The 14934-nt window shown below is 63.0% G+C and carries 14 protein-coding genes; 9 read left to right on the forward strand and 5 right to left on the reverse strand.

The window, feature by feature from the left end; all coding sequences use genetic code 11:
* Positions 1 to 277 precede the first annotated feature (277 nt).
* Positions 278 to 1852 (forward strand): EAL domain-containing protein, encoded by a 1575-nt coding sequence (locus V6L75_RS03340; RefSeq protein ID WP_334250110.1) that lies wholly within the window; start codon positions 278 to 280, stop codon positions 1850 to 1852.
* A 374-nt stretch (positions 1853 to 2226) separates the two neighbouring features.
* On the opposite strand, the gene bfr is transcribed toward V6L75_RS03340, so the two are convergent.
* The 3 genes from bfr to mutY form a co-directional block, all read right to left on the reverse strand.
* Positions 2227 to 2715, reverse strand: a complete 489-nt coding sequence (gene bfr / locus V6L75_RS03345) for a bacterioferritin (protein ID WP_019963179.1) — start codon at positions 2713 to 2715, stop codon at positions 2227 to 2229.
* 122 nt (positions 2716 to 2837) lie between these two features.
* The gene (locus tag V6L75_RS03350; RefSeq protein WP_334250111.1) at positions 2838 to 3383 is read right to left on the reverse strand and encodes a 2OG-Fe(II) oxygenase; all 546 of its coding nucleotides are present in this window, start codon (positions 3381 to 3383) and stop codon (positions 2838 to 2840) included.
* A gap of 119 nt (positions 3384 to 3502) precedes the next feature.
* Positions 3503 to 4600: an A/G-specific adenine glycosylase gene (mutY, locus tag V6L75_RS03355; RefSeq protein WP_334250112.1), complete on the reverse strand. Its 1098-nt coding sequence runs from the start codon at positions 4598 to 4600 to the stop codon at positions 3503 to 3505.
* A 192-nt stretch (positions 4601 to 4792) separates the two neighbouring features.
* Between mutY and V6L75_RS03360 the strand changes: the two genes are divergently transcribed.
* The 8 genes from V6L75_RS03360 to V6L75_RS03395 all read left to right on the forward strand — a co-directional run bounded on the left by V6L75_RS03360 (position 4793) and on the right by V6L75_RS03395 (position 12926).
* Entirely contained in the window at positions 4793 to 5317 is a 525-nt protein-coding gene (locus tag V6L75_RS03360) for a DUF721 domain-containing protein (protein WP_334250113.1), read from the forward strand.
* 176 nt (positions 5318 to 5493) lie between these two features.
* Positions 5494 to 6135, forward strand: coding sequence for a DsbA family protein (locus tag V6L75_RS03365; protein ID WP_334250114.1), 642 nt, complete (start codon positions 5494 to 5496; stop codon positions 6133 to 6135).
* Positions 6136 to 6575: 440 nt separating this feature from the next.
* Complete coding sequence (gene smc, locus V6L75_RS03370; protein WP_334250115.1) at positions 6576 to 10040, forward strand: chromosome segregation protein SMC; 3465 nt, start codon at positions 6576 to 6578, stop codon at positions 10038 to 10040.
* 206 nt (positions 10041 to 10246) lie between these two features.
* Positions 10247 to 10675 (forward strand): AtpZ/AtpI family protein, encoded by a 429-nt coding sequence (locus V6L75_RS03375; protein ID WP_058897858.1) that lies wholly within the window; start codon positions 10247 to 10249, stop codon positions 10673 to 10675.
* 76 nt (positions 10676 to 10751) lie between these two features.
* Positions 10752 to 11501, forward strand: a complete 750-nt coding sequence (locus V6L75_RS03380; RefSeq protein WP_050472015.1) for a F0F1 ATP synthase subunit A — start codon at positions 10752 to 10754, stop codon at positions 11499 to 11501.
* Between the two features lie 69 nt (positions 11502 to 11570).
* Entirely contained in the window at positions 11571 to 11798 is a 228-nt protein-coding gene (locus tag V6L75_RS03385; protein ID WP_019963171.1) for a F0F1 ATP synthase subunit C, read from the forward strand.
* A 79-nt stretch (positions 11799 to 11877) separates the two neighbouring features.
* Entirely contained in the window at positions 11878 to 12435 is a 558-nt protein-coding gene (locus tag V6L75_RS03390; RefSeq protein WP_058897857.1) for a F0F1 ATP synthase subunit B, read from the forward strand.
* Positions 12436 to 12446: 11 nt separating this feature from the next.
* Positions 12447 to 12926: a F0F1 ATP synthase subunit B family protein gene (locus V6L75_RS03395; protein WP_019963169.1), complete on the forward strand. Its 480-nt coding sequence runs from the start codon at positions 12447 to 12449 to the stop codon at positions 12924 to 12926.
* A 70-nt stretch (positions 12927 to 12996) separates the two neighbouring features.
* On the opposite strand, the gene V6L75_RS03400 is transcribed toward V6L75_RS03395, so the two are convergent.
* Entirely contained in the window at positions 12997 to 13647 is a 651-nt protein-coding gene (locus V6L75_RS03400; RefSeq protein ID WP_334250116.1) for a ribonuclease HII, read from the reverse strand.
* Positions 13648 to 13707: 60 nt separating this feature from the next.
* Positions 13708 to 14832 (reverse strand): PA0069 family radical SAM protein, encoded by a 1125-nt coding sequence (locus V6L75_RS03405; RefSeq protein ID WP_334250117.1) that lies wholly within the window; start codon positions 14830 to 14832, stop codon positions 13708 to 13710.
* Positions 14833 to 14934: the final 102 nt, after the last annotated feature.

A 14934-nucleotide genomic window follows, 5' to 3' on the forward strand; every position in this document is an offset into this window, starting at 1 on the left:
TTCCACCTCCGCCAATCTCCTCCTGGTTCAAGAGATTGCGGGCCTCCCATCTCAGCCCCTCCATGAGAAGGCTATGGAGCCTGAGCGGAATTGCAAGGGTTTTTCGCCGGGCCTGGCAAGCGGGGCTTCCGGGTAGTCCGTTAACCATTATTAATGCGCTTTAAACAGAACTAGGCAAAGTTTTCCCCGTAAAGGCTGGCTTTGAGAGTCGGAACTGCCGTGGCTTTCGGGCAAAATCGTTAACAGAGTATTGATTCGGGGTAGTGCGGCCAAAGGCATGGGGCGTTTAGCGACCATCATCATTCTGATCTGCATGGGCGTAATTGCCCTGTCGGCCGCTGCTGTGCTCGTTTATCAGTTTGGCCGTCCGCCGGGGGAAGCGCTGTCGCTGTCGCTTGCGCTGATGTGCACGATGATCGTGGTGCAGGTTGTGCTGGGCCGCGGCCGTGACCGTGGCGAAGTCAGCGACGTTGTCGAGCGTCTGGAAGACCGGCTGCTTGAGCTGGACGAGGATGTGAACAACCTTGAGGGCCGCCTGACCGGAGTTGAACACACCATTCCGCGCCGCACGCGCGAGGAAATCGATCCGCTGTTTGCGGAGATCGAGGTGCTGGGCACGCTGGTCAAGCAAATGGCCGAAGCCATGTCTGACATGGAAACCCGCATCGAGGACCAGCGCGCCATTGGCGGCCCGGCTCCCGCACAGGGGCTTGCGTATCACGGCCAGCCTTATGAGCCGGTGCCGCAGCACATGCAGCCGCAGCTGGCTGCTCCCCAGCAGCCTCAACAGTATCAGCAGCCCTACTACCAGGAAGCGCCGCAGCAGCCGCAGGGCTATGCTGCCCCGCAGCAGCCAGCCTATCAGCCGCAGCATCAGGGGCATCACGCTCCCGAACCGCAGCGCCAGCACGAGCCGCAGCATGCGCTGCATCAGCACCAGCCGGAGCAGATGCCCGGCGGGCGGATCGAACCTGTGTTCGGCGGTTTCGAGCAGTCTGGCTTCCGCAACGAGCCGGAGCCGCAGCGTCCGGCATTCCAGCCGCAGGCCCCTGTCTCGCAAAAGGCCGATCCGGCCATGCGTGAAATGATCCGCTCGGCGCTGAATGCCAACCGTGTGGATCTTTTCCTGCAGCCAATCGTCACCCTGCCGCAGCGCAGGGTAAAATATTACGAAGCCTTCACGCGCCTGAGGGATGGCAACGATCAGGTTCTGGAGCCTGCCGTCTTCCTGCCGGAGGCGATCCGCTCCGGCCTGATCCCGCGCATCGACAATCTGCTGCTTTTCCGCTCCGTGCAGGTGATCCGCCGCCTGACAACACGAAACCGCGATGCGGCGCTGTTCTGCAACGTCTCCTCCATTTCGCTGGCAGACGAGACGTTCTTCCCCGGTTTCCTGGAGTTCGTGCGCAACAACAAGAGCTTCAGCGATCTGCTGATCCTCGAGTTCACGCAGGATGATGTGGCGCAGATGGGCGTTGTCGAGATGGAAAGCATCGGCGCGCTGGCCGAAATCGGCTTCCATTTCTCTATCGACCAGATCCATGACCTGAAGATGGACTTCAAGTCACTGGCCGAGCGAGGTTTCCGTTATGCCAAGCTGCATGCGGATTATCTCATTGGCCGCCGCAGCTCCGAGCACGGGCATATCCATCCGGGCGATTTCGGCAATCTGCTGCACCGCTACGGCATGACGCTGATTGCCTCGCATGTGGAGACGGAGTCGCAGGTTCTGGAGCTTCTGGACTTTGATGTATCCATGGCGCAGGGGCATCTCTTCTCCCCGCCGCGCCCCGTCCGCGCCGAAGTTCTCCAGGGCATGCCTGCACCCGCGCCGCGTAAGCGAGCAAGCTGAGATGGCGCCGCGTAAGCGCGCAAGCTGAGATGGCGCCGCGTAAGCGGCTCGAGTTGTTTCCTCTGAGTATCCACCTGCGCCGTCCCGGCCTTGTGCCGGGATCTGTCGGGTGGCCTGGGCCGTGACCGCCTGATACCAGCTCTCGATGAGCACGACTCATCGAGAGCTGGTTAAGCCCGTGCGGCGCTTGAGCCTTTTCAAGGCGTGATGCGTCAGCATCGAAAGCCTTGGTATGACGGGCCCCGGATCTTCGCTTCGCTGCGTCCGGGATGGCGGGGTGTGGGCGGCTGGCTTGCCGGAAACAGAATTGCACCAACAAAAAAGCGCGCCGGCCTGGGCCAGCGCGCTTCTTTTGGGTCTCTGGGGCCTGATACTTATTCGCCGACTTCGTTGGCCGGTTCTGCCTGCAGCATGCCGTAGCGCTCTTCGCCGATGCGGCCGAGCAGCTCAAGCTGGGTTTCGAGGAAGTCGATGTGGCCTTCCTCGTCCTTCAGCAGCTCTTCGAACAGCTGCATGGAAACGATATCGCCTTCCTCGCGGCAGATCTCGCGGGACTTGGCGTAGGAGGTGCGGGCGTCGTATTCGCCGGCGAGGTCACACTCGAGCACTTCCTTGATGGTCTGGCCAATCCGCAGGGGAGCCAGCTTCTGCATGTTGGGGTGGCCTTCGAGGAAGATGATGCGCGACGTGATCTTGTCCGCATGCTGCATCTCTTCGATCGACTCGGCGCGCTCCTTCTTGGCGAGGCGCGTATAGCCCCAGTCATCCAGCAAGCGGTAATGCAGCCAATACTGGTTGATGGCGCCCAGTTCGAGGAACAGGGCCTCGTTGAGGCAGTCGATGACCTTGGGATTGCCCTTCATGATGAGACTCACTTCATTCAGCGGGGTTGAACTGGATCTACATTAGAATGGTTCTATGTTTTGTGTCCAGTCCCTGCGGTTGTGAAAATGCAGTTTTTCCTGTGCCGCGGTATGGAGACGCATCAACGGAATGATGGACCGTGACACCAGCATGTCAATGAATAGCGGCGTCCGCTGGAGACCGGGGTAACCCGGTGAAGCATGAAGCTGGCAAAAAGCGTCGCAGAGCCTTGTTCTCTCGGTGCCGACCATTTGGCGCTGCCCAGATCAAGGTCGAGGCTGCCGCCGGTGTAGAGGTCTGGCTGGCTCAACTGGACGACAATTGTAAGTTTGCGCTGGCGGGCGATGGCGCCATCGCCAATGTCGGAGTGCCAGTCATAGTGGCCTTCATCCGTTTCGTCGTAGGCGGCGACCTGCAGCCGCTCCTGAAAATCGGTGATGTCGAACTGGAAGGCCTCGCGGTTGGCGGTGGCCACCGTCTCCAGAATGCGGTTCATGACGAAGGCAGCGCTGCCTTGATCATCGAGCCAGGAGATTCTTGCACGGCGGATGTTGTGCTGTATGCCGCCGACCAAGCCCCCGTCCTTCATCTCCACATTCTCGGCGAGGGCTATGATTTCTGCACATTCGGCAGGGGTGAAAACGTCCTTCATCGTATGCTTGAACATGTGCCGATAGCTTTCTGATCGACGCGAAATGGTGCGCGATCAATCCTGACGGCATGGAAAAAGCAAGTAGAATCTTAAAGTATTGATCAATCAGGGAAAATAGCCCTGGTCCTCGGCCTCTAACGCCTCGCGTGCGAGATGATCTTGCGCATTACGGTCGGCAGGGCTTCACCTTCCAAATCGCCGGGTACCGACCACCAGCAGCCCTCGGGAAGAGGCGTGCCTGCGGGCAATGTGGCGCTGTAAACCGTTACCTCCAGATGGAAGTGGGTGAAGGTGTGGGTGGCAACGCCCAGATGCTGGTGCCAGAGGGCCTTGAGGGGGGCGGACGAAAGCGCCATTTCTTCGGCAAAATCCGTGCTCCAGACCGTGCCGGGCACTTCGGCCATGCCACCCAAAAGCCCCTTGGGCGGGCGCTTGCGCAGCGCCAGAGCGCTATCGCCCTCCCGCAGCATGACAAAAGCCGCGCCCCGCCGCGTCGGCTTTTCCGCTTTGGCAGCTTTGCGCGGCAGGGTTTCGGCGATGCCCTGGCGGCGGCCCTTGCAAGGCGCGCTCCAGGGGCACAGGGCACATGCGGGGCGGCGCGGGGTGCAAATGGTGGCGCCAAGGTCCATCACGGCCTGAGCAAAGTCGCCGGGTCTGTCAGGCGGTGTCAGGGCATCCATCGCCGCACGGATGGCGGGCTTTGCGCCCGGCAGAGGCTCTTCGATCAGGTGCAGCCGCGACAGAACGCGCTCCACATTGCCGTCCACCACGGCAGCGCGCTGGTCAAAGGCGATGGCGGCAATGGCAGCAGCCGTATAGGGGCCTATGCCCGGCAGCGCCTTGAGGCCTTCTTCCGTTTCAGGAAAGCGGCCATCCAGTTCAAAGGCAACCTTTTCGGCGCAGGCCTTCAGGTTGCGGGCGCGGGAGTAATAGCCGAGCCCGGCCCAGGCCTTCATCACGTCATCGGTTTCAGCGTTTGCCAGATCCGTGACCTTTGGCCACTTGGCGGTGAAGGCGAGAAAGTAATCCTTTACGGCTGCGACGGTGGTCTGTTGCAGCATGATCTCCGACAGCCACACCCTGTAGGGATCCGGCACGACACCGGCGGCGCGCTCATGCGGTGGCACACGCCAGGGCAGGGCCCGGGCGTTGCGGTCATACCAGGCAAGAAGCTCTTGCGCACGTGCAGCGGCAGCGTTTGCCTGCGGAAGGGGAGGGGCTGATGCGTCCATGGCGCAAAGCTTGGCCGGGACTGGCGGTAAATCAAGGCTGCCCAAGTGCGGGAGCTGGGGAAAAGCGGGTGAAAATGCCGCGGTATTCTGACGTTAAGCTGCTGGTCTTGATTTCGGCGCAAACTGCAGGGAGGAGTTTGCGAGGCAGATGCGGGCACAGTGCGCCCGCAGCAAGGTGAACTGGGCAGAGTGATGAGCAGCTTGGGCGGATCGGGCAGACAGGGACGGGTGCAGTCGCGCCCGCTTGCCGATCTGATTGGCAAGGCGATGGAGCCTGTCTTCCGCAAGCGCGGCTTCGCCTCGGCCGATCTGGTTGCCAGCTGGCCGGATATTGTAGGCGAGCGTTACGGCGAAAGAGTGCGGCCCGAGCGTCTGATCTGGCCGCGTACGCCGGACCGGGATGGTTCGGGCGTGCCGGAGCCCGCAACGCTCGTGGTCAACACCGATGGTGCAACGGCGCTGATGCTGACCCATGACATGCCCATCGTGCTGGAGCGCATCAACGCATATTTCGGCTGGGCAGCGGTCGGCCGCATCCGCATTGTTCAAAAGCCCGTGACTGTGCCTGTGAAAAAGCAGCGGCCTGTTCTGCGTGCGTTGACGGACGACGAGCAGAGAAAGCTGGATGCAAAGCTGGACGGGCTGGAGCACAAGGGCTTGCGCCAGGCGCTGGAGACCCTTGGCAAGCAGGTCATCGCCCGCTCCTCCAGCAGCTGAACAGGGCCGCCAGCAGGACGCGTCTCTGCTTCCCATGCGGTTTTCTGCCGCTGCGGCAGTCTTTCGACATCACGGACACGTGTGTTTCCCACTGCTGCCACAATTGCACTGTCCGGTTGACGTGTCCCTTGCAAGCGGGCACATGACTGCGACCGCCAAACAGTATCAGGCAGGATATGATCGTGAACCTTACCCGCAGACAGCTTCTGGCCAGCGCCGCCGCAACCACCTTTGCCGCCGCCCTGGCAACCTCCGTCCCGGCCTTTGCCCAATCGGCAGATGTTGCGAAGCTGATGGAGCCGGGCCCCCTCGGTGACATGGTGATCGGCAACGAAGATGCGCCGGTGACCATCATCGAATACGCGTCCCTGACCTGCGGCCATTGCGCCAACTTCCACAAGAACACTCTGCCCGAGCTGAAGAAGCAGTATATCGACACGGGCAAGGCCAAGATGATCATGCGCGAATTCCCGCTGGATCCCGTTGCCTCCGGCGGCTTCATGCTGGCCCGCTGTGCGCCGAAGGACAAATATTTCGACGTCCTGTCAGCCATGTTCGCCGACCAGCGCAGCTGGGCCTTCACGCAGGACCCGTATAATTCGATGCTTAACTTCTCCAAGCAGCTCGGCTTCACGCAGGAAAGCTTCGAAGCCTGCCTCGGCAACCAGCAGCTTCTGGATGGCATCACCGCCGTGCAGGAGCGGGCCTCCAAGGAGTTTGGCGTCAACTCGACCCCGACCTTCTTCGTCAATGGCGAGCGTATTGTCGGAGCATCCTCTTTCGACGAGTTCTCCAAGGTCATCGAGAAGTATCTCTGAGCTCAGGGCAAAATTCAGCTTCCACCCCGCCGCAGCCAGCCTGCGGCGGGGTGTTTTATTGCCGTTTTCCCCGCTATTCCCGCAATTGGCGGTCTGATTCGGGCGTGCAGAGGCGGCTTTTCCTTGACAAGGTGGCCCCTCGTCAGCCGGAGTCTGCGCCAAAGGGCATGGCTGGGGAGCCATGTCCCTCTGCTGTCCGGCCTTGAGCCGGCGGCATCTTTCCGGGGGCGCATGCGCGTGACAGAAATGCTCGACAGGGTAATGGCTTCTGCCTGCCCGGCCGTTTGGCCGGAGGAGGGGAGTTTTGCCATGGCGGTGATGTTGCGTCGCCAAGGCTTTGCGGATGTGTCTTTGCCCCCCTCCCCACGTTGGGTGAGTGGGGAGGCGCTGGCTTGCCATCAGAACAATAGCTTCCTCCTCCTCACCGTTGGAGGCGCGGCGTGAAGTTCAACAAGCTGCGCGTGGCCGGGTTCAAGTCCTTCGTCGAGCCGATGGAATTCGTCATCGGCGACGGGCTGACCGGCGTTGTCGGCCCCAATGGCTGCGGCAAGTCCAATCTTGTCGAGGCACTGCGCTGGGTGATGGGGGAAAACTCCTACAAGAACATGCGCGCCTCCGGCATGGATGACGTGATCTTTTCCGGCAGCCTCAACCGCCCGGCCCGCAACACGGCGGAAGTGACGCTGTTCCTCGACAATTCCGATCGCAAGGCCCCTGCTGGATTCAACGACAGCGACATGCTGGAAGTCAGCCGGCGCATTGAACGCGAGGCAGGGTCCGTCTACCGCATCAACTCGCGCGATGTGCGCGCCCGTGACGTGCAGCTGCTCTTCGCCGATGCTTCTACCGGCGCGCGTTCACCGGCCATGGTGCGCCAGGGGCAGATCGGCGAGCTGATCTCCGCCAAGCCCACCTCCCGCCGGCAGATCCTGGAAGAGGCGGCCGGCATTTCGGGCCTGCACAGCCGGCGCAACGAAGCGGAAATCCGCCTGCGCGCTGCAGAGCAGAACCTTGAGCGGCTGGAAGACGTGCTGGTGCAGATCGACGGCCAGCTCGACAGCCTGCGCCGCCAGTCCCGGCAGGCTGCCCGCTACCGCAACCTGTCTGCGGAGATCCGCTCTGCGGAAGCGGCGATCCTTTACTTGCGCCTGAATGAAGCGCGTGAAGGGCTGGAAGAAGCAGACCGCATGTTCACCGCCTCGCGTGCCGAGGTGGTGGCGGCTGCGGAGGCCCAGACGGAAGCGGCCAAGACGCAGGAGATCGCCTCTCACCGGCTGCCGGAGATCCGCGATGCAGCCGCCCGCGCCGGAGCCGCCCTGCAGCGGCTCGTCATTGCCCGCAATGAGCTGGACGCCGAAGACCGGCGCGTGCGCGAAAAGCTTGTGGACCTGAACCGGCGTCTGGTTCAGCTGGCTGAGGACCTTGCTCGCGAAGAGCGGATGATCGAGGAAAACAGCGAGGTTCTGGAGCGGCTGGCCGAAGAGCGGGCCGAACTGCTGGAAGAGGGCGAAACCGCCGCCGAACGCGCTGAACTGGCGGCCGAGCGGGTGGAAGATGCGGGCCGCGCGGTGCGGGATCTCGAGGAAGTCCTCAACGAGAAGACCGCTGCCGAAGCGCGCGTCACCGCGCAGCGCCAGCAGATGCAGCGCGCGCTGGATGAAGCGCGGGGCAAGGCGGAGCGCCTGCGCTCTCAGTCAGCGGATGCTTCACGCATGTATGAGGCGCTGCGGGCCGAAATGGACGCCGCCGACGGTGTGGCCGAGCGCGCCGAAGAGGTGGAGCTGCGTGAAGCCGCCGTTCTGGAGGCTGAGGAGCGGCTGGAGGCGGCGGAGCAGAACACTCGCAGCGCTCGCGAGGCAGAGCAGGGCGCCCGTGCGCCGCTGGCAGAGGCCGAGCGCGTGTTGCAGCGGCTGGAGACCGAAGCGCGCACGCTGGAAAGCGTGCTCAACATGGTGGCCGCCGGGGCGCATGCGCCCGTGGTGGACAGCATGACCGTGAAGCCAGGTCTGGAAACAGCTTTGGGCGCAGCGCTGGGTGATGATCTGGAAGCCTCACTGGACGAGGGCGCGCCCGTGCGCTGGGCCGGCACGGCGGAAAGCGCAGCAGCCGGTGATTCTCCCCTGCCGTACGGCGCAAGCCCGCTTGCAGCAGACGTGGAGGCTCCCGCCGGGTTGCGCCGCCGTCTGGCGCAGATCGGTGTGGTTCCGGCTGAAGATGGCCCGCGGCTTCAGGCGCTGCTGAAGCCCGGCCAGCGCCTTGTCTCCCGCGAGGGGCACCTGTGGCGCTGGGACGGCTTTACCGTTGCTGCCGATGCCCCTACGCCCGCTGCCCAGAGGCTGGCGCAGCGCAACCGTCTGGCGGCGCTGGCCGGTGAAATCGACATTGCCGGAGAGAAAGTCGAGGCCGCGCGCGAGGCGCTGGAGGCCGCTTCTGCCCGGGTGCAACAGGCCGCAGACCGGGAACAGGCGGCGCGCCAGCAGCTGCGCGATCATCAGAAGGCCCTGAGCGAGGCTCGCGAGGCCTTGATGGCGGCAGAGCGGGTGCTCTCCCAGCTGGCCCTGCGCCTGCAAGGCGCGGAGGATCTGGCACGGCGCCTGTCTGCCGAAGCCGAAGAAGCGGCTGAGCGTGTCGAGGAAGCGGCTGAACGGCTGGAGGAACTGCCAGATTCGGGCGGGCTGACGGAGGAAATCCATCAGCTTCACACCCGGCTGGCCGCAGCCCGCAGCGCCCTGTCCGAGGCGCGGGTGATGGCCGACAGTATCGCCCGCGAAAAGCAGATGCGCGACAGGCGGCTAGAGGCGATTGCCCGCGAGCATGAGAGCTGGCGCAGCCGCGCCGCCAATGCCACCTCCCAGATCGAAACGCTGCGCGCCCGCATGGGCGAAGCGGAGGACGAGCGGCAGGAGTTGATCGAGGCACCTGAGGACATCGAGATCCGCCGCCGCGACCTTTTCAGCGCTATCGCCAAGGCGGAAGCCGCCAAGCAGGAAGCGGATGACGCGCTGGTGAAGGCCGAAGCGTCCCTGTCGGATGTGGACCGCATGGCGCGGGAGGCGCAGGAAGTTCTGTTCCGCGCCCGCGAAGGGCATGTGCGCGCCGAAGAGCGCGTGGCTGCTGCCCGGGAGCGTGTGGAGGCGGTTATCGGCCGCATTTCCGAGGCGCTGGATGTGCCGCTGATCCAATTGCCGGAGCTTGCCGGCTTCACCGAAGGGGCACCGCTGCCGGACCCGGAAAGCATGGAGCGCAAGCTGGAGCGGCTGAAGGCCGAGCGCGAGCGGTTGGGCGGGGTGAACCTGCGCGCCGATGACGAGCTGGCGGAGATCGACACCCAGCGCGAGACACTTGCCCGCGAGCGGGACGATCTGATCGAGGCCATCAAGCGCCTGCGGACCGGCATCTCCAACCTCAACCGTGAGGCGCGCGAGCGTCTGCTCGCCTCCTTCGAGATCGTCAACGGTCATTTCCAGCGGCTTTTTACCCATCTTTTTGGCGGCGGCACGGCGGAGCTGCAGCTGGTGGACAGCGATGACCCTCTGGATGCGGGCCTTGAAATCGTTGCCCGCCCGCCGGGCAAGAAGCCCCAGACCATGACGCTGCTGTCGGGCGGGGAGCAGGCGCTGACGGCCATGGCGCTGATTTTTGCCGTGTTTCTCACCAATCCGGCGCCAATCTGCGTTCTCGACGAAGTGGATGCGCCGCTGGACGATGCCAACGTGGAGCGCTACTGCGATCTCCTGGAAGAAATGGCGAGGCGCACGGAAACGCGCTTTGTCGTGATCACTCACAACCCGATCACCATGGCGCGGATGAACCGGCTGTTCGGCGTCACCATGGCCGAGCGCGGCGTGTCGCAGCTGGTGTCTGTGGACCTGGAAACGGCAGAGCGATTCCGCGACGCAGTATGACGCAGCACCGAACTGTGGCAAGGCAAGGGCAAATGGCGCGGAAAAGTCGCGCTGGAACTTGTTCACGGAAGCGGAAAAATCAATCGTTTCAATAAGTTGAATTCCTAACCCATGTTCTTGACAGGGCAGGTGGTGCCGACTATTGTGCGCCCGGCTTAAGGGGGCGACGGAGGACCGGCGTTTCCTTTGTTGAAAGTGAGGGGCCTATGGACCGTTCGCCGCAACAAGGGGATGCCAAAGAGGGATCCTCTGAAATTTCCGAAGCTGACCTGTCGTCTCGACGGGAGAAGCTCAATCAGCTGCTGGAAGAGCGCCGCCAAAGCGAAATACGCGCAGAGGCAAAGGCGAGCCGCAGTTCGACGGCCGGCATGGCACAGGCAATGAAGCTCTCATCGGAGTTTATTGCCGGTATCGTGGCGGGCGGCATGATTGGCTGGCTCCTGGATCAGTGGCTGGGAACGATGCCCATCGGGCTTGTCGTTTTCATCCTGCTGGGGTTTGGTGCGGGAATTCTCAACGTGCTCAGGTCGGCCGGAGTGGTGCCTGAGCAGGGGGAAGCCTGGCGCAAGCCGGTCACACCGGGTGGGAAAGATGAAGATTCTGAGGAGTCTTCGCAGGATTCTCCCCGAAAGTGACTTGACGTGACGGCGGTGCGACGACTAAGAGCCCGCGCAAACAGCGCTTTGTGAACGATAGAACGAAGGTTGACCGGTGGCGAACGATCCGATCCATCAGTTTCATATCAAGACGCTCGTCCCGATCGAGGTCGGCGGTATCGATCTGTCCTTCACCAACTCCGCCCTGTTCATGGTGGTGACGGTCATTACCGCTGCGGCGTTCCTGATTTTCTCGTCTTCCAGCCGCGGCCTGATCCCGTCCCGCTGGCAGTCCATGGCTGAACTCAGCTACGAGTTCGTGGCCGGGATGCTGCGCAACGGCGCCGGAACGGAAGGCATGCGCTTCTTCCCGCTGGTGTTCTCGCTGTTCATGTTCGTGCTAGTCGCGAACCTGCTCGGCATGTTCCCGTATTTCTACACGATCACCAGCCAGATCATCGTGACCTTCGCACTGGCGATGCTCGTGATCCTGACGGTCACGATCTATGGCTTCGCCCGTCACGGCCTGCACTTCCTGCACCTCTTCGTTCCGGCGGGTGTGCCGGGCGCTCTGGTGCCGCTTGTCGCGCCGATCGAAGTGATCTCGTTCCTTTCCCGCCCGATCAGCCTCTCGGTTCGTCTTTTCGCGAACATGCTGGCGGGCCATATCACCCTCAAGGTGTTCGCCGGGTTCGTTGTCAGCATGAGCGCCATGGGTGCAGCTGGCATGTTCGGGGCCGTCCTCCCGCTTGGGATGACGGTGGCGCTGACGGCACTGGAGTTCCTCGTTGCGTTCCTGCAGGCGTATGTGTTCACGCTGCTGACCTGCATGTACCTCAACGACGCCCTTCACCCGTCTCACTAAACTCACCAACTCATGTGGCCGCAAAGGCCGCCTGACAACGCTGACAAACGTCAATTAGGAGCACGTGTCATGGAAGCAGAAGCAGCAAAGTTCATTGGCGCTGGTATCGCCGCTCTCGGCATGGGCCTCGTCGCCCTGGCTCTGGGTAACATCTTCTCCAACTTCCTGTCGGGCGCCCTGCGCAACCCGTCCGCTGCTGATGGCCAGTTCGGCCGTCTGGTGTTCGGCTTCGCCGTGACCGAAGCTCTGGGCATCTTCTCGCTGCTGATCGCCCTTCTGCTCCTGTTCGCCGTCTAATCGTCCCTAACGGCGTATTGGAACGAATGAGACCGGGGGCGGCGCACCTGCGCCGCCTTCCCGGTATCTGGAGGCGATAATGGCAGGCGAAACCCATACTACTGTGGACGGGCAGGTTATCCTGGACGTTCCGGCGGCAGAACACGGGGCAGGTTTCCCGCCGTTCGACCCGACTCATTTTGTCTCGCAGCTGTTCTGGCTGTTCGTCACCTTCCTGGTCTTCTACTGGATCATGAAGAACGTGGCTCTGCCGCGCATCGCGGGCATTCTCGAGGACCGTCACGACCGCATCGCGGGCGACCTGTCGGAAGCCGAGCGCCTGAAGCGGGAGACCGACGAAGCCATTGCCGCTTACGAGCAGGCCCTGTCCGAAGCCCGTGCCCGTGCACGCGGAATTGCACAGGACACCCGTGAGAAGCTCAAGGCTGAAACGGATGCACGCCGCGCCACCGCCGAGCAGGGCCTTGCGGCCAAGCTGGCAGAGGCCGATGCGCATATTTCCGCCATCAAGGACAAGGCTCTGGCCCAGGTTGGTGAGATCGCCAGCGAGACATCTTCCGCCCTGGTGGAAGCTCTGATCGGTGTGGCTCCGGCCAAGGCTGAAGCAGACGCTGCCGTTCAGGCTGCGGCAAAGTAAGGGGTCCGGTCATGGATGCATCATTCTGGGCACTGGTCGGCCTGATCCTGTTCTTTGTCCTGATCGCTTGGCTCGGAATTCCGGCCAAGATCACGGCAGCGCTTGACAGCCGCGCAACCAAGATCCGCACGGATCTGGAAGAGGCCCGCAAGCTTCGTGAAGAAGCTCAGGCGCTTCTGGCCGACTATCAGCGCCGCCGCCATGAGGCGGAAGCGGAAGCTGAAGCAATCGTGGCTGAGGCCCGTGCAGAGGCAGAGCAGCTGACGCTCGAGACCACCCGGTCTCTGGAAGAGCTGATTGCCCGGCGCACCAAGTCTGCCGAAGACAAGATTGCCCAGGCAGAGGCCCATGCCATTGCGGAAGTGAAGGCAAAGGCTGCTGATCTGGCGGTCGCCGCTGCTGAAAGCATGCTGGTTGCAAAGGTGACGGGTTCCGTTGCCGAGGGCCTGACGGCCAAGAGCATCGAGCAGGTCAAGGCTGGCCTCAATTGAAGCCAGACCGGATTACTGATCTCATGAAAGCGGCCCCTGCGGGCCGCTTTTTTGTTGGGTAAAGTGAAGCTCAGTCGCGCACGGCTGCGGCCACGGGCCGGAATGACATGCGGTGCAGGGGGCAGGGGCCAAGTGTGGTCAGGGCAGCGGCATGGGCGGGCACGCCATAGCCCTTGTGCACGGCAAAGCCGTAGCCGGGAAAAAGCCCGTCCGCCCGTTCCATCATACGGTCGCGGGTGACCTTGGCAACGATGGATGCAGCAGCAATGGCAAGGCACCGCCCGTCCCCCTTGATCAGCGACTGCCCGTCCACACCAAGCCCCGGCGGCACATCGCGGCCATCCACGAGGACATAGCTTGCTCTCCGGGACAGACCCGCCACGGCCCGGCGCATGGCGTCCAGCGTTGCGGCACGGATGTTCATCCGGTCGATTGTGGCGGCAGAACTGCTGGCAACGCTGACGAAAGCCGTGGCGCAGATCTCGTCATAGAGGGCATTGCGGCGGCTCTCGGTGAGTTTCTTGGAATCGTTCAGCCCCACCGGCAGGTTTGAGTAGTCGAGGATCACGGCGGCCGTCACGACAGGCCCGGCCCACGGGCCGCGCCCGGCCTCATCTACGCCGCACAGCGCGCCGCCGAAGCGCGCGGCATGTCCAGCTTCAAGCGCGGCATCCAGCGTGTCGCCGAATCGCAGATCAAAAAGGGAGGGGACCTTGCTCATGGAGCGGATCGTGATGATTCCCGGCGGCAATGCAAGAGCAAGGACCTGTTCCGTAACAGATCAGAACAGGGAGAGCTGCACGCCGCCCACCTGCGGCGGAGTGAAAAGCTCCACATTCAGCTTCTTGCGCCGCTGGTTCAGCCCCAGCCGCTTGCAGGCGAGGCTGAAGCGTTGCCCAATCTGCTGGGCATAGGGGCCGAGCCCGCGCATCCGCTGGCCCCATTCGGCGTCATAGTCCTTGCCGCCGCGCATGGACCTAAGAATGTTCATCACATGGCGGTAGCGGTCCGGCCGGTTGCGCAGCAGCCAGTCGCGGAAGAGTTCGGACACCTCCAGCGGCAGGCGCAAGAGGATGTAGCCGGCCTCGGTGGCGCCATGCTCTGCTGCGGCTTCCAACAGCCCCTCGATCTCGCTGTCCGTGAGGGCAGGGATCACCGGCGCCATCATCACGGAAGCGGGAATACCGGCCTCTGACAGACCCTTAAGGGCCGCAAGGCGCCGGTGCGGTGCGCTGGCACGGGGCTCCAGTGTGCGCACAAGATCCTTGTCGAGCGAGGTGATTGACAGCGCCACCTTGGCCAGCCCCTTCTCCGCCATGCGCGACAGGATGTCCGCATCGCGCAGCACCAGCGCCGACTTGGTGACGATGGCGACCGGGTGATTGTAGGTTTCCAGCACAGTGAGGATCTCCCGCATCAGCTTGTAGCGCCGCTCGATGGGCTGGTAGGGGTCCGTGTTGGTGCCAATGGCGATGGTGCGCACCTGATAGCCGGGACGGGCCAGTTCCCGCTCCAGCAGCTCCGCCGCATTGGGCTTGGCAAAGAGCCGCGTCTCGAAATCGAGGCCGGGCGACAGCCCCATGAAGGCGTGACTGGGACGGGCAAAGCAATAGATGCAGCCATGCTCGCAGCCCCGGTAGGGGTTGATCGAGCGGTCGAAGGAAATGTCGGGCGAAGAGTTACGCGTGATGATGGTGCGGGCCTTCTCTTCCTGCACCGTTGTTTTCAAAGGCGGCAGATCGTCCGGCGTTTCCCAGCCATCGTCAAAGCCTTCGCGCTGCTGGCGCTCGAAGCGTCCCGGCATGTTGAGCGCGGCCCCGCGGCCGCGCCGCAGCTCCTCATCGAGGCGCAATGCGGCCATGGCAGCTTCCCGGGTGTCCTGTTCCGTCTGATCAATCCGCGCCATGCTTCAGCGACTCTCCAATGAGAACATAAGCGGAACATTAGCTGAAAATGCAAGCGGGGCAAGGCCTCTCTCGCCAGACCTCCGAAAAGGCGCTACAACCCG

The organism is Pannonibacter anstelovis, assembly GCF_036881715.1.
GTDB lineage: Bacteria > Pseudomonadota > Alphaproteobacteria > Rhizobiales > Stappiaceae > Pannonibacter > Pannonibacter anstelovis.